Below are 20673 nucleotides of genomic sequence, written 5' to 3'. Positions count from 1 at the left end.
TCCAGCGGGGCGTCATCCGATGTCAGACTCGGCCCGTGACCGACTTTGACATGCTTGTGATCGGGTCCGGGCCGGGCGGCCAGAAGGCTGCCATCGCCGCCGCGAAACTCGGTCGCCGGGTAGCCGTCGTCGACCGTAAGGAGATGGTGGGCGGGGTCTCCCTGCATACCGGAACCGTTCCGTCCAAGACCCTGCGCGAGGCGGTGCTCTATCTCACCGGGCTGACCCAGCGGGATCTCTACGGCCAGAGCTACCGGCTCAAGGAGGAGATCACCGTCGCCGACCTGACGGCCCGCACCCAGCATGTGGTCGGCCGTGAGGTGGATGTCGTCCGCAACCAGCTGTCCCGCAACCGGGTCGCGATGTTCTCCGGCACCGGGCGGTTCGTGGGCGACCACACCGTGGCCGTCACGGACGCCACCGGACAGGAGCAGCTGCTCACCGCCCAGCACATCGTGATCGCCACCGGCACCCGCCCGGCCCGCCCCGCGAGCGTGGAGTTCGACGAGCGGACGATCATGGACTCCGACAGCGTCCTCAACATGGAGCGGGTGCCGCGTTCCATGGTCATCGTGGGCGCCGGGGTGATCGGCATCGAGTACGCCTCGATGTTCGCCGCCCTGGGCAGCAAGGTCACCGTGGTCGAGCAGCGCGAGGGGATGCTGGACTTCTGCGATGTCGAGATCGTCGAGGCGCTGAAGTACCGGCTGCGCGACCTGGCCGTCACCTTCCGCTTCGGCGAGACCGTGGCGGCCGTCGAGCGCCATCCGCGGGGCGCCCTGACCATCCTGGAGAGCGGTAAGAAGATCCCCGCCGACGCGGTGATGTACTCCGCGGGGCGCCAGGGGCTCACCGACGCGCTGGACCTCGCCAAGGCGGGGCTCACCGCCGACCGGCGGGGCCGGATCGCGGTGGACGAGCACTACCGCACCGCCGTGCCGCACATCTACGCGGTCGGCGATGTCATCGGCTTCCCGGCCCTGGCCGCGACCTCCATGGAGCAGGGGCGGAGCGCGGCGTACCACGCCTGCGAGGAACCGGTGAACCCGATCCACCACCTCCAGCCGATCGGGATCTACAGCATCCCCGAGATCAGCTTCATAGGCCGCACCGAGGACCAGCTCACGGACGAGAAGGTGCCCTTCGAGGTCGGGGTCTCGCGCTATCGCGAGCTGGCCCGGGGCCAGATCGTCGGCGACGGCCACGGCATGCTGAAGCTGCTGGTCTCCCCGGAGGACCGGAAGCTGCTCGGCGTGCACTGCTTCGGCACCGGCGCCACCGAGCTGATCCACATCGGCCAGGCCGTGATGGGCTGCGGCGGTACCGTCGACTATCTGGTGGACGCGGTGTTCAACTATCCGACCTTCGCCGAGTCCTACAAGGTCGCCGCGCTCGACGCCACCAACAAGATGCGCGAGGTCGACCACCTGCGGGACTGACCCCCGGCCTCCGGCCCTCCTCCGCACCGCCCCCGTCCCGGATATCCCTTTTGGGATACTGGAGGCAGATCGGGAGGAGGGCTGAGATGACGCGCGCAGTCGGTATTGACCTGGGTACGACGAACTCGGTCGTATCGGTCCTGGAGGGCGGTGAGCCGACCGTCATCACCAACACCGAGGGCACCCGGACCACCCCCTCGGTGGTGGCCTTCGCCAAGAACGGCGAGGTGCTGGTGGGGGAGGTCGCCAAGCGCCAGGCGGTGACGAACGTGGAGCGCACCGCGCGATCGGTCAAGCGCCACATGGGCGAGGACCGGTGGCGGTTCCCGGCCACCGGCGATGTGGACGGCAAGCGCTACACCGCGCAGGAGATCTCCGCGCGGGTGCTCCAGAAGCTCAAGCGCGACGGCGAGGCGTACCTCGGTGAGGACGTCACCGACGCCGTGATCACCGTCCCCGCGTACTTCAACGACTCCCAGCGCACCGCCACGAAGGAGGCGGGGGAGATCGCCGGGCTGAAGGTGCTGCGGATCATCAACGAGCCGACGGCCGCCGCCCTGGCGTACGGGCTGGACAAGGAGAACGACCAGACCATCCTGGTCTTCGACCTCGGGGGCGGCACCTTCGACGTCTCGCTGCTGGAGATCGGCGAGGGGGTGGTGGAGGTCAAGGCCACCAACGGCGACACCCACCTCGGCGGCGACGACTGGGACCAGCGGATCGTGGACCATCTGGTCTCCCGCTTCAAGAACGGGTACGGCGTGGATCTGGCCCAGGACAAGATGGCGGTCCAGCGGCTGCGCGAGGCATCCGAGAAGGCCAAGATCGAGCTCTCCGCGGCCAGTGAGACCACGATCAACCTGCCCTACATCACCGCCTCCGACCAGGGCCCGCTGCACCTGGACGAAAAGCTCACCCGCTCGCAGTTCCAGCAGCTGACCGAGGACCTCCTGGAGCGCTGCAAGGCCCCCTTCCACCAGGCGATCAAGGACGCCGGGATCAAGACCGCCGACATCGACCATGTGATCCTGGTCGGCGGCTCCACCCGGATGCCCGCCGTGACCGGTCTGGTCAAGGAGCTGACCGGCAAGGAGCCGCACAAGGGCGTCAACCCGGACGAGGTCGTCGCCATCGGCGCCTCCCTCCAGGCAGGTGTCCTCAAGGGCGAGGTCAAGGACGTGCTGCTGCTGGACGTCACCCCGCTGTCCCTCGGTATCGAGACCAAGGGCGGCATCATGACCAAGCTGATCGAGCGCAATACGACCATTCCGACCAAGCGCTCGGAGGTCTTCACCACGGCCGAGGACAACCAGCCGTCGGTGCAGATCCAGGTCTTCCAGGGCGAGCGCGAGATGGCCGCGTACAACAAGAAGCTCGGGATGTTCGAGCTGACCGGCCTGCCGCCCGCGCCGCGCGGGGTCCCGCAGATCGAGGTGGCCTTCGACATCGACGCCAACGGCATCATGCATGTTTCCGCCAAGGACCTCGGCACCGGCCGGGAGCAGCGGATGACCGTCACCGGCGGCTCCGCGCTGCCGAAGGACGACATCGACCGCATGATGCGCGAGGCCGAGAGTTACGCGGAGGAGGACCACAGGCGCCGCGAGGCCGCCGAGACCCGCAACCAGGCCGAGTCGCTCGTCTACCAGACCGAGCGGCTGCTGCGGGACCAGGCCGACAAGGTGCCTGGGGACGTCCGGCAGGAGGCCGAGGCGGCGGTCGCGGATCTGAAGCGGACGCTCGAGGGCGAGGACACCAACGCGATCCGCGAGGCCACCGAGCGGACCGCCGCCATCGGGCAGAAGATCGGCACCGCGATCTACGCCCAGGCCCAGCAGTCCGGCCCGTCCGACGGCGGCGGATCGAGTGGCCCCTCCGGCGACGGAGCGGGCCGGGCCCACGCGTCCGAGGAGGACGTCGTGGACGCGGAGATCGTCGACGACGAGAAGACCGGGGACGAGCCGAAGGGCGGCGCCGGCTGACGGTCACCGCCTTCCGGGGCGGCTGACCGTCACCGCCTTCCGGGGCGGCCCGACCGTCACTGCTTCCTGGCCGGCTCGCCCCGCCGCGCCGATACCTCCACGAGTTCCGAGCGCCCCTTCGCGTTGAGGTGCAGGATCGGAATGGCCTTGTTGCGGGGATTGCCGTTGTTCTGGAAGGAGATGAACCCACTCGCCCCCGGTACCTGCTGACGGCTGTTCATCTGGTGGAACATCCGCGCCACCGATTCCCCGGTCACATCGCCCAGCGCCGCCATCTGGATGCCCTGAGCGGCGGTGAGCACCGCGTCATGCGCCATGATGGCCTGGCCGTCCTGGTGCTGGTCGTCGGGGAACCACTTGGCCATCAACCCGCCCGGCTGGAAGTACCGGGCCGACGGGCGGGAGACGGAGTCGGGGTCCTCCTGCCACATATCGGGGTGCGCCAGGCCCGTGTAGAGCACCCGCACCTTGCTCTCGGCGGCGTGGGCCAGGTCATCGGCGGTGAGGTTGGTGGTGTCGTCGCCGGTGATCACCATGAACTCCCGGTCCTGGCACGGACGGTTGGCGATCGCGTCCAGGAACCGGGTGAGGTGCTTGCCGCGGCCCGCGAAGAAGACCGCCTCCGGCTTCTGGTCGCACAGCTGCCCCGGCATGTAGCGCAGCTCGTTCTCCCAGGCGCCGCGCACCGAGGAGTCATAGGTCATCCGGTCCGCCACCAACTTGTGGCCCTCGATGTCCTGGAAGACCTTGGTGAAGGCGTCACCCAGCGTCTTGGCGTAGTAGTTTTCCCGCGCGTCGTCCTGGACCACCACCGCCCGGCGGACCCGCTCCTTCTTGAGATACGCGGAAGCGGCGTACGCCTCGTCCACATTGGTCGGGGAGACCCGGACGAGCCCCTTGATGCCCTCTATGTTGGTGGCCGTCATGGTGCTGGCGACCAGGGCCAGACCGTGGTCGGACAGCCGCCGCAGCGCGTCGAGGTTCTGGGTGTCGCTGGGGCCGAGCCCGGTGACCGCGACCAGCTTGTCGTCGGAGGTTTTCCGGTCGATCAGCTCATCGACGGTGTGCTCCCAATGGGCCGCGCTGCTGCCCATGTTGGCGACCAACAGCTTGATCTTGGGGGAGGAGGAGAGATCGCCGCGGTTGTGCCGGTACTGCGCCAGATACGCGCCCTCGAGCTCATGCCGGACCGACTCCTCGGAGTTGCTGTCGTCCTCGGTCAGCGTGAACGAGGTCATGTAGGCGACGCTGACGTACTTGTCACCGTGCTTCTCCACCAGTTCGTTCTCCGCCTTGATCTTCTTCTCCACGGGCGCCAGATGGTCGGCGAAGGTGTACGAGCCGTCGGTGACGCCCACGCACTCGTGGTAGTCGCCCATCTTGACGACGCCGTCACCGCACCGGGCCCGCCTCTCCTGGAACCAGTTCACGGTGAGCGGGATCGCCACCGCGAGCACGGCCAGGACGATCACGCCGATCACCACTCGGCGCACGATGTGCAGCGGCCATTCAAGTCTCGGCACCGGTCTCACCCCTCGCTCATGGACGTCAGCGGATGGCGCCAGTGGCGGTACCGCTCCGCCTCGTTGAACAGGGCCACGATGTCGTTCCTCCGCAGTCGTGAGAGCTGGTTGAAACCGTCGGCGATCATGTCGTTCAGCCGCATCCCGGGGTCGGCGAGCGGATCGCTCCACACCCAGCGCACCGTGATCAGCTCCCGGATCACCGAGGCCGTGGTGACCGCCTCCGGGGGCTCGTCAGGGGCGAGGTCGGCGAGCAGCTCCAGTGGTCCGCCGGCCTGGCCGAGCCGGTTGGGGGCGGCCGTGATGGTGTTGAACTCGCTGATCCACTGCGCCGCGGGCACCGCCGGGAAGCGCTCCACCAGATACCCGGTCACCTCGTCGATCCGCTCCGCCGCCAGCCGGTGGTACATCTCCTGGACCGGGCGGCCCTCGGACCTGAAGTGCTCGGCCAGCAGCTCCTGCACCGCGTCCCAGTCGTCCGGACGCCCGGCCAGCCGCCACAGCAGCAGCCGCCGCAGCCAGGGGTGCAGGGCCGGGGTCACGGTGCCCGGGCTGTGCAGCAGCCAGCGGTCGCGGACCTCGCCGAACAGCGAGTCGCCCGAGCCCAGCAGTCGGGTGGCGATGGACAGGTCGCGGGCCGCGGCGCACTCCTCCAGCGCCACCCGCCGCGCGGGGTCGAAATCGCGCAGCAGATGGTCCAGGGCGGCCTCCGCCAGCGTCCGGGTGTCCTCGCCCTCCCGCGGGGTGCGGTCCGGCAGGGTGCGCAGCCAGCGGTCCTGCTCGGCGCCGTCCTCGACGGGCACGGAGGAGTGCCGGAGCAGCTCCAGGACCAGGCTGACCGCCCGGGGGAGCCCCGCGGTCAGCCGGTGGACGAAGGGCGCGAGCCGGGTGAACGGCGCGAGGTCGGGGTGGTGGCGCAGCTCCAGCTCGATCCGGGTGCGCACCTCGTCCAGATTGAGGTCGCGCAGCCGCAGCGGATACCACCAGGTGTCATCGCTGTCCCGGCCCGGCCGGTGCTCGCTCCAGTCCGCCAGGGAGGCCCGGTCCGGGCCGCGCAGCCGCCACGGCCACTGGTCGCCGGTGGCCGGGCCCCAGCGGGGCAGCCACCGGTTGGAGCTCGCCACGACGGTGAGCGGATCGCAGTCGGCGCCCGCCACCACGGCGTCGTCATGGCGGGCCCGGATCAGCAGATCGAGGAAGCGACGGCCGTACTCCGTATGGGAGTTGTCGAGCAGCAGCAGATACGAGCGGGGCATGAACGAGTGGCGCACATTGCTGCGCATGTCCTCCAGCAGGGCCGAGAACAGCACCCGGTCCAGCCGCTCCTGATCGTCCTCGTCCCCGTCGTGGCGCCACAGGTTGAGCTCGACCAGCGCCTCCCACGGATCCCGGCTCTGGAGCAGCGGATGGCCGCCGTACCAGGCCGCGCTGCTGGTGAACTTGCGGCCCGGCAGCCGCCTCCGGCCACGCCGCAGCGCGTCCCGCAGCAGCGCGAGCGCCGCCGTGGACGCGCCGTCGGGAGCGCCCACGGCGCCCCCGGCCACCTCGAAGAAGGCGGCGAGATAGTCGCCGTAGCGCGCCTCCGCCTGCTCCTGGAACGCGTCCAGCTCCCGCCGGATGTTGCGCCGCCCCTCCGCGAGGCTCGTCATCCGCAGCTGGTGGTCGGAGGCGAGCAGACCGAGCGTCAGCCGCGGGAAGTGCGAGCGGCGGTAGCGCGGCAGCTTGCGCTCCAGCTGGCGCGCGAGCAGCGCCAGGGCGTACCGCGGCAGCAGGGCCTGCTCACCGCCGACATTGACATACGCGAACGGTGTCTCGGGGCCGAACTTCTCCATCAGCGCGCCATGGGCGTCGCTGGCCCCACTGCCGCGCGGCCCCAACAGCATGATCACCGGCCGCTCGTCCGTGGGCTCCAGCCTGAGACACTCCCCGACCAGACTGATGATCCCGCTGCGGCCTCTCAAGCCCACGCCCATTCCGGATTCCGCCACGTGCCCCCGTCCCCCCGTTCAGGCCCCCCGTCGGCAACTAGGGGTCCTTTACCCACATTCACCCCTTCGATACCGGGCCGTTCTCAAACGTACTCCGGCTACGGGCGGCGCCGACATCCCTTTCCCCCCGAGGTTCCTCCGGCCGCGAGGCGCCGCCCCCTGCACAGCGCCCCCCGCTCAGCGGCGGAAGATCTCCAGCCGGGTGGGCGCGGGCCGCCCCGGCGCGGGCAGGCCGAGGCCGCGGCGCCCCGGGGTGATCGACCCCAGCACGCTGGCATGGCGGGCGCCGGTGCAGCTGGGCACCGTACCGGCCAGCCCATGGGCGGTCAGGAAGGCGAGGACGGCGAAGGCGTACGCCTCCTTCGCCGCCGCCGGAAGGCCGAGGTCGTCGGAGGTCCGCAGCGCGATGGGGCCCAGCTCCCGGCGCAACGCCCCCATCAGGGTGGGGTTGCGGGTGCCGCCGCCCGAGGCGATCACCTCGGTGGCATGCACCGACCGCACCGCGTCGGCCACCGTCCGGGCCGTCAGCTCGGTGACGGTGGCGAGCACGTCATCGTCCGGCACCGGGCCCGTGGCGGCCAGGGCGGCGCGCAGATAGGACGCGTGGAACAGCTCCTTGCCGGTGGTCTTGGGCGCGGGCAGCGCGTAGTACGGCTCGGCCAGCAGCCGCTCCAGCAGCGGCTCGTGGACGGTGCCGCGCGCCGCCATGGCGCCGTCCGCGTCATGGTCCAGCCGGCCGCCCGTCAGATCGCCGGCCGCCGCGTCGATGAGCGCGTTCGCCGGGCCGGTGTCGAAGGCCAGCGGATCCCCGGCGCCCGCGATCACCGTGATGTTGGCGATCCCGCCCAGGTTCAGGGCGGCGCAGACACCGGGCCGCCCGCGCAGCCACAGGGCGTCCACCAGGCTGACCAGGGGAGCGCCCTGGCCGCCCGCGGCCACATCGCGGGTGCGCAGATCGGAGACCACCGGGCAGCCGGTGGCCTCGGCGATCCAGGCGGGCTGGCCGAGCTGGAGCGTGCCGTGCACCCGCCCGCCCTCGGCCCAGTGGTACACCGTCTGGCCGTGGGAGCCGATGAGGTCCGTACGCCCCTCGCACAGCTCCCGGTCGGCGCGGGCCGCGAGCGCGGCGAACGCCTGGCCGATCCGGGTGTCGAGCGCGCACACCTCCCGCATGGTGGTGGCCGCCGGGGGCAGCGCGGCGCTCAGTGCCGACCGCAGCGCCTCCGGATACGCCTCGCTGACCAGCCCCAGCGGGGCCAGCACCACGGTGTCGCCGTCGAGCACCAGATCGGCCGCCGCGGCGTCCACCGCGTCATGGGACGTGCCCGACATCAGACCGATCACCCGCATGATGTCTCCTCCTCCCGCTCGGCCCCCTGCTCCGCCCGCGCCGCGTCGGGCAGCGCGCCGCGGTGGTTCTCCCCGCGCAGGGTGAACAGGGCGACCACGCTGATGACGCAGGTCACCGTCACGTAGTACGCCGGGATGTCGACCTCGCCGGTGTGCTTGATCACCTCGGTGATGATGAGCCCCGCGCATCCGGAGAACACCGCGTTGGACAGCGCGTACGCCAGCCCCAGGCCCGTGTAGCGGACCCGGGTCGGGAACATCTCGGCGAGCATGGCCGGACCGGGCCCCGCCATCAGGCCCACCACCACGCCCGCCACGAACACCGCCGCCCCCTGCACCCATGCCGAACTGCCCGGATCCTGGAGGACATTGAGCAGCGGGAAGGCCAGCACCGCCACCAGCGCGGCCCCGGTCAGCATCACCGGCCGCCGCCCGATCCGGTCGCTGAGCAGCCCCGCCGGGAGGATGGCGAGCGCGAAGCCCGCGTTCGCCACCACGGTGGCCACCAGCGCCTGCTGGAAGGTGGCGTTCAAGGTGGCCTGGAGATACGAGGGCATGACGACCAGGAAGGTGTAACCGGCCGCCGCCCAGCCCATGATGCGCGCGGCCCCCATGACGATGGCCCCGGCCACCTCACGGGGGTCCGCCACCCGCTCCGGCCCGGCACCTGACGCGGTGCCGGTGTCCCCGTCCGCCGTCGCGCGGAAGAACGGGGTCTCCTCCAGCCTCAGCCGCAGCCACAGGGCCACCAGCCCGATCGGCAGGGTCAGCAGGAACGGCAGCCGCCACCCCCAGTCGTTCAGCGACTCCTCGCTCATCACGGTGGCCAGCACCGCCGCCACCCCGGCCCCGGCCAGCAGCCCCAGCGCCACGGTGAACGACTGCCACGCCCCGTACAGTCCGCGGCGGCCCGGCGGAGCGAACTCCGTCATGATCGACACCGCGCCGCCGAACTCCCCGCCCGCGGAGAGACCTTGGAGGATCCGCAACAGGGTGAGCAGCCAGGGCGCGGCCGCGCCCAGCGTGTCGTACGTGGGCAGCGCCCCGATGAGCGTCGTGGCGCCGGTCATCAGCAGCAGCACCAGGATCAGCGTGGGCCGGCGCCCGATCCGGTCGCCGACCCGGCCGAAGACGGCGGCGCCGATGGGGCGGAAGAAGAACGCGATCCCGAAGGAGGCGTAGGTCTTGACCAGGCCCTCGATCTCGCTGCCGCCGTCCGGGGTGAAGAAGTTCGCCGCGATGATCGTCGCGAAGAAGCCGTAGACACCGAACTCGTACCACTCGATGAAGTTGCCGACCGAACCGGCCACCAGCGCACGGCGCGGGGCCCGCCCGGCACCACGTTCGCTGGGATCCGCTGGGGACGTCGTCACATCCGGGCCCTTTCAGCCGTCACCGCCAAGGGGATGTGATGTCCGTACCCGTCAGGGAGCGCGGTTACCGGTGCGAGCGCGGCTCCAGCGGCGCTCGAGGTCCGGGCAGATCCGGTACGGTCCCGAGGTTGCCGTACGGGCCCGAGGCGCCGTAGGGGCCCGCTCAGCCGCGCAGCGCCGCGTTGCACTCCCGCTGGAGCGCGATGTCCTGCCACATCGGGTGCTGGGGCGCCGCGTTGGAGCACACCACCGCGCCCCACGCGCCCACCCGTGCCGACTCCTCGACCGCGCGACGGCAGAACGCGGCCCCCACCGGGCCCTCCTCGAAGGTCCCGTGCAGCGGGGTGTAGCCGATCCAGCCCTCGCCGAAGACCAGCGGGACCCCGCTCGCAGCCGCCCAGTCCGCGGCCGCCTCGATCCAGGTGACCAGCCGCTGGTCCATCGCCAGCCGGTGCACGGCGTAGCGGTCGTACAGCCAGGCGTCCCAGCGGTCGGGGTCGCACCAGTCGTGGACGTAGATCTCCCGGGGGCCGACCGTGGTGGCCTCCAGCCGCCAGCGATCGCCCGGCGGAGGGGCCCAGTCGGCCAGATCGGGGGCGCCGGGGCGCAGCAGCTCCCGGCGGACCGCCTCCTGGGGGAAGGGGCGGGCCCGGTCGCGGACGGCGAAGGTGGTCAGCAGCTCGTCCAGCACCCCGTAGACATACGGGTGGAAGACCGCCACATCCACCTCGCGCGGGACCCCGCGCAGCGAACCGACCGGCACCTTGGCGTAGTTGACCGTGACCGGCCGGTTCGGGTGGCGCTCCTTGAACCGGGCGATCCCCCGCTCCAGCCGCGGCCGCAGGGCGACGACCTTGTCCGCGCCGTCCAGCCCTTCGGTGAGCCGGCTGCCCTGGACCTCGTTGTGCAGCTCGGTGAAGGCGATCCGGTCGTCCAGACCGTGGATCACCAGGAAGTCGATCAGATCGGCCAGCGCGTCCGCGAGCACTTCGGCGCGCCGCTCGGGGTCGACGGCCATCAGCGCGTCGAACCAGGCCCGGTCCTCGCCGAACGACGGGCTCTGCTGGTACTCCCAGCTGGAGAGGATGACGAAGCAGTCATGGCGCAGGGCCGCCTCGAACAGCTCGCGCAGCCACGCCCGTCCGTCGATCTCGCCCCCGCCGCCCAGGTCGTACCAGCGCATCCGCTGCCCGTACGCGCCGCCCAGCGCCGACGGCCGCAGCCTGGTCGTATCCAGCCGGGAGCCGAAGAGCAGGAACGGCATGGCGCAGATACGCACCGTGTTGTAGCCGCGGGCCACGGCATCCTCGAAGGCGCGGTCGAGATCGGCGAAGGGCTCATCCGGGCCGGTGCGGGTGTACCAGCTGAAGTCCCACAGCGAGATGGTCAGTTTGTCCGGCAGATGCGGCGACAGCGTCACAGGGGACTCCCCGCGGTCGGCGGCTCGGCGGTGACAGAGATGAGAGATCGGTTCATCGTCCGGGGGCGCCAACGGGCTGTCAAGATGTATTCATAAATAATGGCCAGTGCTGGGTGGTCGGGTTTCCACCCCGGTCATCCGGTACGGCGGGGACGGCCGTCGGCCGACGCACGACCTCCCTCAGGCGATCCAGCCGTAGCCGGGCCGTGGTCTGCGCGAGGACGGGGGCGCGCCGACGCTCTCCAGGTCGTGCTCGGCGGCCTGTACCAGCTGCTGCCCCAGATCGCTGAGCGCCCGCCCGGCCGCGAGCTCATCGCCGATCACGGGCACGTCCTCGTCGTCCGGGTTGCACCGGGCCAGTCCCCGGCCGGTGAGCGCCGTGGCCCCGGTGTCCAGCTCCACCCGCGCCCTGGTCCGCCCCTCGTCCTCGGAGAGGTAGAGGTGGACCTTCCACTCCACTGTGTGCGACATGGTCTGCTCCTCACCTTCTGACGGCCGCTTCTGGCGCCAGAAGCGGCCGGACCCCGTGGTGGCGGCCGGAGCCCCGCTCAGCGGCGGTTCCTGCCGGACCACGCGGGTTCCACCACCTTCCACTCTGCCTCCCATCGGGCGTAACGCCTGCGGTCCAGGGCCCGCCGGATCCGGGCCCGTCCCGTGAACGCGAGCGCGGCCACCGTCGCCGCGGTGATACAGCCGGTGAACCAGCCCATGGTCCGCGCGGTCGACGGGGAGGAGGGCGGCTGCGCCAGGGTGCCCTCGCGGTTCACCCAGACCCGTACCTCGTCCCCGGAGTCGCCCTCGCCCGCCACCGTGGCGGTGCCCGTATGGCGCTCACCGTCGTCCGCGACCCAGCGCACCCGCGCCTGCCGCGGCTCCCGCACATCGCTGCGGGCCGGGCCGGGGGTGGCATCGGCGAGCCGTGCGGTGATCTGGTGCCGAGCCGAGGTCTCGGCGGCCACGACGCGCATCTGGGAGGCGTGTGCCGCGTATCCCGCGCTGATCGCGGCGGCCGGCAGCCCGACCACGAGGATCAGCGCGAACAGCACGGTGCACCAGGTCTGTATCCGGTCCGTCCGGCGGCGCAGCGGGTTGGGCCCCCTGGCCGGACGCTTGAGCAGGGGCGGACGCGGCCCGAATACGCGTCGCGGTCCGTGGGTGTTCATGGTCTGGCCTCCAGCGGGTGCTGACGCCGGTGCGCGGTCGCGCGGGCGTCGGGGTCAGGTGCGCGGGGCGGGCTGATAGGCGCCGGGCACCATCCGCGCGCTGATCGCCGTGCGGTTGTAGGCGTTGATCACGACGGCGGCCCAGATCACGGCCGCCACCTGCGGTTCGTCGAAGACCTCGCGGACGGCCGCGTAGACCTCGTCCGGCACATGGCCGTCCTGGATCGAGGTCACCGCCTCGGTCAGCGCGAGCGCGGCCCGCTCCCGCTCGGTGAAGAACGGGGTCTCCCGCCAGGCGGCGAGGGTGTGGATCCGCTGTTCGGTCTCGCCCTGGGCTCGGGCGTCCTTGGTGTGCATGTCCAGGCAGAAGGCGCAGCCGTTGAGCTGCGAGGCACGGATCCTGACCAGCTCCAGCAGCTCTGGCTCGACCCCCGCCGCCCGGGCGGCCCGCACCGCCGTCCGGTGCAGCTCGCCCATCGCGGCGGACACCTCGGGGGCGAGGCCCTTCAGATCCAGCCGGGCGGTGGTGCGGGCCGGGGTGGTCGTCGTCATCGGTGAAACTCCGTTTCGTCGCGGTCGGTCGCGGTCAGTGGCGTCAGTCGCGGTCGGTGGCGGTCAGTCGCGGTCAGGGGACCCGGGCGATCAGGGGGTCGGGAACGCCGTCGAGCCAGGTCTGCCAGGAGGCGGCGCGCAGCGCCGGGCCCGCCCGCAGCGGGCGGCCCAGCCACGCGGTCACCGGGCGGATCCCGTGCACCGCGTTGACCAGCCACACCTCACGGCCGTCCAGCTCCTGCACGGTGCGTCGGCGGTGCTCGGTGCGGACGCCCAGCTCGGCCGCCCGGTCCTGGATCAGGGCCGAGGTCACACCGGCCAGCAGCGGAAGCTCCGGGGGCGGCAGACACAGCACGTCGTCCTCCCACCACAGAACGCTCGCCGCGGTGCCCTCGAGCACCAGCCCGGCGGGGGTGGTGAGCAGCAGCTCCTGCGCGCCACGGGCGGCGGCCCGGTCCCGGAGGTGCGCCAGGAGGGAGAGGTCCGGGCCGGTGCGGCGGGGATGCGACCGCGGGTCGAACTCCTCGGTCAGGCATACGGTCACATTGACCGTCCGCGGCGGCGCGGGCCGGACCCGCAGGAACAGCCGGGCCGGTTCCGGACCGGCCAGCTCGACCCGGGGGAACCAGCGCTCGGTGCGGGGCAGGGCGGCGATCGCGTCGCGCCAGAAGCTCTCGATCCGGGCGGGGGAGTCGCCGCTCGCCTCGACGCACGCGGCGACGAACCGGCGGCGGTGGCGGTCGAGCCCGCGCACCCGCCCGTCGTCGACCAGCCAGGAGTCGGCGGCCAGCAGCGCGCTGTCCGGCACCGCTCGGGAGGGCATCAGTCCGCCGTCCTCGCGCCACATCAGCGTCCACTGCTTCTGGTCCGACGCGTCGGCGTGACCGATGTTCTGTGTGGCGACCATGTCCGCTTCCACGTCTCCGTCCCGATGTGCTCGTCGTCCGATGCCGTTGCCCGGTGTCCTGCGTCCGCATTGCGGTGTTCCGTTTGTTCCGTTGTCCGGCCGGGTTCCTAGCCGCGCTCGCTGGATTGCCGGTCAATAGCCGCGCGCCGGACCGCCCCGGGGGCCGTAGGGGGCGTTTTCCAGCCACTCCCCGCAGCGGGGGACCACCGGGGACAGGGCGGCCGCCGCGCGCTGGGTCGCCCGCTTCCACGGCCGGGGCCGCAGATGGTCCAGGGCCGCACCGGCGGCCTCGCTGTTGTAGAGGGCCGCGCTCCGGCGGGCGGAGGCGTACCCGGCCACCGTCGCGGGTCCCCGCGATGGCTCGGAGCATGCCGCCGACACCGCCTCCGCCGCCGCGACGGCGTCCGCGATCCCGCTGTTCATGCCTCGGGCCCCGAAGGGCGGGAAGAGATGCGCCGCCTCGCCCGCCAGCAGCACCCGGCCGGACGGATCCGCGAACGACGCGGCGACCTTGCGCAGGAAGTGGTACCGCGACACCCACAGCACCCGGTGGGCGCAGTCCTCGCCCACCAGCCGGGGCAGCCAGCGGCGCAGCGCCTTCTCGGTGGCGAAGGACTCCGGCGGATCGTCGGCGCGGCACTGTAGATCGATCTGGAAGCCCCCGGTGAACGGCACCCGCAGCACGGTGCGGCCGCCGGTGCCGGGGTGCTCGTAGTGGAAGACCCGCTCCACCGGCAGGTCGCCGCCCGGCGGATCCGCCACGTCCACGACCACGTGATAGCCGTCGGACCGGGTGCCCTCCAGCGGGATGCCCAGCGCCCCGCGCACCCCCGAACGGGCCCCGTCGGCGGCGATGACATGGCGGGCCGTCCAGCTCCCGCCGTTCTTCGCGGTCACCGTCACCCCGTCGCCGTCCGCGCGCACCTCGTTCACCTCGGCGTCGAAGCGGAACTCGACGCCCGCCTCCGCGCACGCCTCGTGCAGGAACCGCTCGGTGTCCACCTGACGCAGACTGGTGAACGCGGGCAGGGCCGCGGCCCCGTCGTCCCCGGAGGCCCGCGGAAAGGTCTGCGCGAACACCTCGCGGCCGCGGTAGAGGGTGCGCCGGGTGCGCCAGGTGGTTCCGTACGCCGCGATCCGCGCGCCCAGCCCCGGGCGGGCCCGCTCCAGCAGCCGCAGCGACCGCCGGTGCACGAACAGCGCGCGGCTCCCGGGGCGCACCCGGTCCCGCGCCCCGGCCTCCAGCACCAGGACCGGCAGCCCGGCGGCGCGCAGGGTGAGCGCCGCCGTCATCCCGACCGGCCCGGCGCCCACCACCAGAACCGGCCCGCCGTCCTCACCCGCCGCCATGTCAGCCACCGACCGGTGCGGTGGACAGGGTGGGCAGCTCACCCGCGGCGAGCTGCCGGGCGATCTCCAGCCGTTTGATCTTCCAGGTGGCCGTGCGCGGCAGATCCTCGAAGCGGCACTGCACCGGCTCGGCCAGCGCCGGGAGATCCTCGGTCGCCCGCCGCCAGCTGTCGGGGTCCAGCGGCTCGTTCCCCCGGGTGCACACCACTGGTACCGGCTCCCGCCCGGGACCGTGGACGATGATCACTTCGCGGAGGTCGGCGAACCGCGACAGCAGCTCGTCCTCCATCTCCAGGGTGCTGTCCACGGTGGAGATCTGGTCCACCTCGCGGTCCAGCAGATACAGCGCGCCCCACCGGTCGCGGTAGCCCATGTCACCCATCCGCCACCAGCCCCGGTCCACCTGCCGGGCGTAACTCTCCGGCGCGCCGAGATAGGTGAGGATCCGGCCGCGGGTGCGGGCCTCGATGGCCCCCGTCGCACCCGGCGGGCACGTGCGGCCCCGCTCGTCCACCACCCGGATCCGGGTGAAGCCGGGGATGCCGGTGCCCACCCGCCGTGCCTCCACCCGGTCCGCGCCCCGCCGGGTGTACCAGCCGAAGGCGATGGGCCCGGTCTCGCTCTGCCCGTACAGCTGCATCAGCCGGGGGTCGCGGCGCCGGGACGCGGCGAGCAGCCGCCGCACCGTACGGGGGTGGATGGCGTCGAACGTGGAGCCGTACGCCCGGACGTTGGACAGCGGGCCGTTCGGCGCGTCGGCCAGGTCCTCCCACAGCACATAGGTGTTGGGATGCGTCTCCACGATGCCGGGGCGGTGCGCCGCCAGCAGCGGGCCGGCGTGGGCCGGGTCGGGGTCGACGAGCAGCAGCAGCGGGCTGCCGAAGTGCAGCAGTACGCCCAGCAGATGGTAGAAGCGGGAGTGGACGAACGACATGTGCAGCGCGGCCGCCTCCCCGCGGGTGGCCCGGCCCAGCGCCTGCTGGGGCACCAGCCGGTTCCACATGGTGTGCGGGCAGTGCACGGCCAGCTTCGGTATCCCGGTGGTCCCCGAGCTGTGGGTGATCAGCGAGGGCTCCCGGGGGTGGAGCCGGATGGCCGGGCGGCGCGGCACCCCGGCGAGGGCGGCCAGCGCGATGGTGTTCCCGGGCGCCTCGTCCACTGTCAGCACGCCCCGGGCCAGGGTGGTGTCCACCGTGCTCAGCGTGGACTCCAGGGTCGCCCGGTCGGTGATCAGCCAGGGGGCGTGCAGCCGGTCCAGCAGCACCGCGGCCACCTGTCCGTCCAGGGAGGGCGACAGCAGCGCCGGGACCGCGCCGATCCTGGAGACGGCACAGGTCAGCAGCACGATGTCGACGTTGTCGCCCTTGAGGATCGCCACATGCTCACTCGGGCGCACCCCCGCCGACCACAGCCGGGCGGCCAGGTCGTCCACCAGATCGGCCAGTTCGGTGTATCCGAGGTCGGTACCGGCGTCGGGGGCGACGTCCAGTGGCCGGTCCAGGGTCACCCTGACCCTGCCGTGCCGGGCCGCGGCCTCCTGGAACATCAGTCCCAGATAGAACCCGCGCTCGGGGAGAAGCCGCTGCAACATATCGAGGTCCTCATCGTTCGAAGTCGGTCAGGGGGCCGCGCGCCAGGGCGCGCTCGGCAAGCCGGTTTGACCGGTCACCAGCGGCCGGTGCGGACGACATGGCGCCGCAGCTTCCCCGTCGGGGTGCGCGGCAGCGCGGCCACCAGGCGCACGGTGCGCGGCGCCTTGTAGGCGGCGAGCCGCCGCCGGGCCAGCGCGATCAGATCGGCCGTCAGCGTCTCCTCGTCCAGCGCCGGGCGGTCCGGGCCTCGCGGGTTGCCGGGGCCGCCCGCCGGTACGACATAGGCGCGCAGCCGGGTGGCGCCCCGCTCGTCGGGGACGGCCGCCACCGCCACCTCCCGCACTGACGGGTGCTGCCGCAGCACCTCCTCGACCTCCAGCGGCGACACGGTGATCCCGCCGACCATCTCCAGGTCGTCCACCCGGCCCAGATGGCGATAGGTCCCGTCGCGCTCGCGCCGGGCCCGGTCCCGGGTGGCGAGCCAACCGCCGTCCTCCGGGCGGCCGGTGACCACCGTCGGGCCCCGCACCCACAGCTCGCCCTCGGCCGAGCCGTCGGCGCCGTCCGCCACCACCGCGCCCTCGCGGTCCCGTAGCTCCAGCTCGAAGCGGGGCACCGGACGGCCGAGGGTGCCGGGGGCGTTGTCCCACACCGTGTTGGCGCAGAAGGCGTGGCCCGCCTCGGTGGAGCCGATCTGCTCCAGCACCGGCGCGCCGAGCAGCTCACCGACCCGCTCACCGAGGGCGGGCGGCAGCCCCTCGCCCGCGCTGACCGCCGCGCGGACGGAGCCGAAGCAGGCCGTGTGGCCGGTGCCGTGCTCGTCCACCAGGGCGGCGTACGAGGACGGCACCGAGTACAGCAGGGTCACCCGGTGCCGGGCCACGAGGTCGTCGATGAGGGCGGGGCCTGGGTGGTCCGGGGTGAGCACCGCGGCCGACCCGGAGAAGAGGGGGAAGACGAAGGCGTTCCCGAAGCCGTAGGCGTAGAACAGCTTGGACACCGAGAACGACACGTCCGCCGGACCGATGTCCAGCACCTCCTGCCCGACCAGGTCGTGACAGGCGGCCACATCGCCATGGCTGTGGACCACCGCCTTGGGGCGGCCGGTGGTCCCGGAGGTGTACTGGAGGTACAGCGGGGTGGCGGCCGTCACCGGCTCGGCCGCCGGGGCCGGGGCCGCCGAGCCCAGTGTGGCGGGCGGGCCGGTCAGGGCCGACAACTGGTCGGCGCCGAGCCAGGGAACGCCGTCGAAGTGGTCCTGGAGACCGGGCCCGGAGACGGCCAGCGCGGCGCGCGAGTCCTCGGCCATGAAGCGGTGGTCGTCGGCGGTGAGCGCGGGGTTGACCAGCACCGCCACGGCGCCCAGCCGGGCGGCGGCCAGAAACGTGGTCACCCACATGATGCCGTCGGGCAATGCCAGCAGCACCCGGTCACCGGACGCCACCCCCCGGTCCGCCAGCACGGTGGCCGCGCGCTCGGCTCGGTCGTGGACCTCGCCGTGGGTCCAGACCAGGTGGCCCTCGAGAAAGGCGGCCCGGCCGGCCCAGCCGCGGCGGTCCGCGAGCGCCGCGAGATGCGCGGCCACGTTGGCCGAGACCGTGGGCCCGACGGGCAGGGGCGGGGCGGACACCGATACGGCGGTCACCGGCCGAGCTCCTTCGCCGCGGCGGCGGGCGGCGCCGCGGCGGCGGCCACCAGCAGATCGTCGATCTCCCCGTCGGACGCGGTCTCCACGGCCTGGTAGGCATGCATGGTGGCGGCGGTCTTCAGCAGCATCTCCTCGTACTCCTCGGCCGGGTCGGAATCGAGAACGATGGCGCCGCCCGCGCCGATGTGCATCCGGCCGCCGGTGAACACGGCCGTGCGGATGACGATGTTGAGGTCGGCCGCGCCGTTGCAGCTGAGGTAGCCGAGCGCGCCGGAGTACACACCGCGGGCCTCGGTCTCCAGCGAGTCGATGATCTCCAGCGTGCGCAGCTTGGGCGCGCCGGTCATGGAGCCGCCCGGGAAGCAGGCCCGGACGCAGTCGACGGAGGTGGTCCCCGGGCGCAGCCGGCCGCGCACGGTGGAGACCAGCTGGTGGACGGTGGCGTAGGTCTCGGTGTTCATCAGCCGCGGCACATACACACTGCCCGACGCGCACACCCGCCCCAGGTCGTTGCGGAGCAGGTCCACGATCATCAGGTTCTCGGCGCGGGCCTTGGGGCTGGAGGCGAGGGCGGCCAGTGCCCGCGCGTCCTTCTCCGGGTTCTGGCCGCGCGGGGCGGTGCCCTTGATCGGCTTGGCCTCGGCGGTGCCGTCGGGGGTGATGCGCAGAAAGCGCTCGGGGGAGGCGCAGGCCACATCGGTGCCGCCGAACCGCAGATAGGCGGCATACGGCGCCGGGTTGAACCGCCGCAGGGCCCGGTAGAAGGCGTAGGAGTCGCCGGGGGCGGGCAGCCAGGCGGAGTTGGTCAGGCAGATCTCATAGCTGACCCCGGCGCGCAGCTCCCGCAGACACGCCTCGATCGAGGCCAGATACCGCTCCCGGTCCCGCACCAGCCAGGGCTCCACGGCGGCCGTGGTGGCGAGGGCGGGCGGTTGCGGGGCGGGTCCGGCGAGCGTCGGCACCCCGCTGAGCACGGTCACGGTGGTGTCCAGCCAGTCCTTCGCCTCCCGGTGGCCGTCGGGGGTGTCCTCGGCGAGGCAGCAGATGTAGGTGACGCCCTCCTGGTGGTCGACGGCGACGAACCGGTCGGCGAAGAGCCAGCAGGCGTCCGGGGTGGTGGCCCGGTGGCGGTTGGGGGAGCCGCAGTCGGCCTTGAGCTCGTAGCCGAAGTAGCCCACATAGCCGCCGGTGAAGTCGAAGGGCAGATCGGGGGCCTTGATCCGGCGGCGGGTCAGCTCCCGCTTGAGGTAGTCGAAGACGCTGCCCTCGACCCGGACGGCGGGCCGTCCCGCCCGCTCGACCTCGCACCCGCCGGTGCCGGTGTCGTAGCGGACGAACTCGGCGAGCGGGCCGGTGCCGTCCCCGAGGAAGGAGAAGCGGGCCTCTCCGGACTCGGCGCGCGAGCTGTCGAGCCAGAACGCGTGCGGCGCCTTCGCGTACAGCCGGGTGAAGGCCGCCTCGGTGTCGGTGGCGTCGGCCAGCCACCGGGCGTGCAGCCGGTAGGCGGGGCCCTCCTGGGGCGGCTCCGCCGGAGCGTCGCTCCTGGGAGCGGGCCGGGCCAGTTCGGTTCGGGGGTCCGCCTCGGGGCTGGGCGGGGAGTCCGGCGCGGTGGCCGGCTTGGCCGGCTTGGCCGCTTTCGCCGCTTTGGCGGCTCTACGGGCGCGGCGCGGCTCCTCGGCGGAGGCGGGGGTCACGGTGGAGGTCACCGACTCGCCGTTGGCGTGCTCAATGGTCAGATCGCGGAAGTTGCTGAGCATGCGGTGGCCGTATCCGGTCAGCACCGACTCCGGGTGGAACTGGACGCCCCACAGCGGACGCGCCCGGTGCCGCAGCGCCATCAGCACACCGTCCTCGGACCAGGCTATTCCCTGGAGCCCCAGCGGCAGCGGCTCGGCCACGCACAGCGAGTGGTACCGCACGGCCGTGAAGTCCTGCGGAAGGCCGCGGAACAGCCCGCGCCCGCCGTGTTTGATCCGGGACAGATGCCCGTGCTTGGGCTCGGGCGCGGCCACCACCCGCGCCTGCGCGCCGAGCGCGATCCCCTGGTGCCCCAGGCACACCCCCAGCACCGGGATGGACGACCGCTCGATCAGCCGGGCGGTGGCGCCGAAGTCCCGGGGATCCGCCGGATGGCCGGGCCCGGGGGAGAGCACGATGTTGTCGAACGCGGAAAGATCGATGTCCGCGCACTCCGGCGCGTCATGCAGAAGCACCTCCGGTTCCTCGCCGTTGACCTCGGTCAGCAGTTGAAAGAGGTTGTACGTGTACGAGTCGTAATGATCGACGAGGAGTGTCCTCAGCGATTCCATCCGGATTTGCCTCCTTGCGATGAGAAAACCGACCGGGTATCACCCGCCCCGGTCCTCGGGCCGCGGCGCCCCGCTCA

General features: G+C 72.4%; 15 protein-coding genes. 2 read left to right on the top strand and 13 right to left on the bottom strand.

Annotation, left to right across the window (positions count from 1 at the left end; all coding sequences use genetic code 11):
• Positions 1-35: 35 nt before the first annotated feature.
• On the top strand, positions 36-1439 hold the full coding sequence (sthA, locus tag KHP12_RS08540) for a Si-specific NAD(P)(+) transhydrogenase (protein WP_086883884.1): 1404 nt from the start codon (positions 36-38) through the stop codon (positions 1437-1439).
• An 86-nt stretch (positions 1440-1525) separates the two neighbouring features.
• On the top strand, positions 1526-3421 hold the full coding sequence (gene dnaK, locus KHP12_RS08535) for a molecular chaperone DnaK (RefSeq protein WP_086883885.1): 1896 nt from the start codon (positions 1526-1528) through the stop codon (positions 3419-3421).
• Positions 3422-3477: 56 nt separating this feature from the next.
• Here dnaK and KHP12_RS08530 read toward each other — a convergent pair whose 3' ends face one another.
• The 13 genes from KHP12_RS08530 to pabB all read right to left on the bottom strand — a co-directional run bounded on the left by KHP12_RS08530 (position 3478) and on the right by pabB (position 20596).
• Positions 3478-4944: an ABC transporter substrate-binding protein gene (locus tag KHP12_RS08530; RefSeq protein WP_086883893.1), complete on the bottom strand. Its 1467-nt coding sequence runs from the start codon at positions 4942-4944 to the stop codon at positions 3478-3480.
• A 5-nt stretch (positions 4945-4949) separates the two neighbouring features.
• Positions 4950-6932 carry a hypothetical protein gene (locus tag KHP12_RS08525; RefSeq protein WP_308036082.1) on the bottom strand — a complete coding sequence of 661 codons (1983 nt, stop codon included), beginning with the start codon at positions 6930-6932 and terminating at the stop codon, positions 4950-4952.
• A gap of 177 nt (positions 6933-7109) precedes the next feature.
• On the bottom strand, positions 7110-8282 hold the full coding sequence (locus KHP12_RS08520; protein WP_086883887.1) for an anhydro-N-acetylmuramic acid kinase: 1173 nt from the start codon (positions 8280-8282) through the stop codon (positions 7110-7112).
• Positions 8273-9655, bottom strand: a complete 1383-nt coding sequence (locus tag KHP12_RS08515) for an MFS transporter (RefSeq protein WP_086883888.1) — start codon at positions 9653-9655, stop codon at positions 8273-8275. Before KHP12_RS08515 ends, KHP12_RS08520 begins: the two co-directional genes overlap by 10 nt.
• Positions 9656-9818: 163 nt before the next feature.
• Positions 9819-11075 (bottom strand): cellulase-like family protein, encoded by a 1257-nt coding sequence (locus tag KHP12_RS08510; protein ID WP_211832349.1) that lies wholly within the window; start codon positions 11073-11075, stop codon positions 9819-9821.
• 180 nt (positions 11076-11255) lie between these two features.
• Complete coding sequence (locus KHP12_RS08505) at positions 11256-11546, bottom strand: DUF1876 domain-containing protein (RefSeq protein ID WP_086883894.1); 291 nt, start codon at positions 11544-11546, stop codon at positions 11256-11258.
• 77 nt (positions 11547-11623) lie between these two features.
• Positions 11624-12238, bottom strand: coding sequence for an Rv1733c family protein (locus tag KHP12_RS08500; RefSeq protein ID WP_086883890.1), 615 nt, complete (start codon positions 12236-12238; stop codon positions 11624-11626).
• 54 nt (positions 12239-12292) lie between these two features.
• Positions 12293-12790, bottom strand: a complete 498-nt coding sequence (locus tag KHP12_RS08495; RefSeq protein WP_210608752.1) for a carboxymuconolactone decarboxylase family protein — start codon at positions 12788-12790, stop codon at positions 12293-12295.
• A gap of 73 nt (positions 12791-12863) precedes the next feature.
• Complete coding sequence (locus KHP12_RS08490) at positions 12864-13697, bottom strand: aminotransferase class IV (RefSeq protein ID WP_208653048.1); 834 nt, start codon at positions 13695-13697, stop codon at positions 12864-12866.
• Positions 13698-13829: 132 nt separating this feature from the next.
• Positions 13830-15047 carry an FAD-dependent oxidoreductase gene (locus KHP12_RS08485; RefSeq protein WP_086882574.1) on the bottom strand — a complete coding sequence of 406 codons (1218 nt, stop codon included), beginning with the start codon at positions 15045-15047 and terminating at the stop codon, positions 13830-13832.
• Position 15048: 1 nt separating this feature from the next.
• Positions 15049-16638, bottom strand: a complete 1590-nt coding sequence (locus KHP12_RS08480; RefSeq protein WP_086882575.1) for a class I adenylate-forming enzyme family protein — start codon at positions 16636-16638, stop codon at positions 15049-15051.
• Between the two features lie 74 nt (positions 16639-16712).
• Positions 16713-18284, bottom strand: coding sequence for an AMP-binding protein (locus KHP12_RS08475; RefSeq protein ID WP_086882576.1), 1572 nt, complete (start codon positions 18282-18284; stop codon positions 16713-16715).
• Complete coding sequence (gene pabB / locus KHP12_RS08470; protein ID WP_210608751.1) at positions 18281-20596, bottom strand: aminodeoxychorismate synthase component I; 2316 nt, start codon at positions 20594-20596, stop codon at positions 18281-18283. Before pabB ends, KHP12_RS08475 begins: the two co-directional genes overlap by 4 nt.
• Positions 20597-20673: the final 77 nt, after the last annotated feature.

This window comes from Streptomyces asiaticus, assembly GCF_018138715.1.
Taxonomy (GTDB): Bacteria; Actinomycetota; Actinomycetes; order Streptomycetales; family Streptomycetaceae; genus Streptomyces; species Streptomyces asiaticus.
Note: the sequence above shows the minus strand (reverse complement) of the source record. Positions and strands in the feature narration are given on the sequence as shown.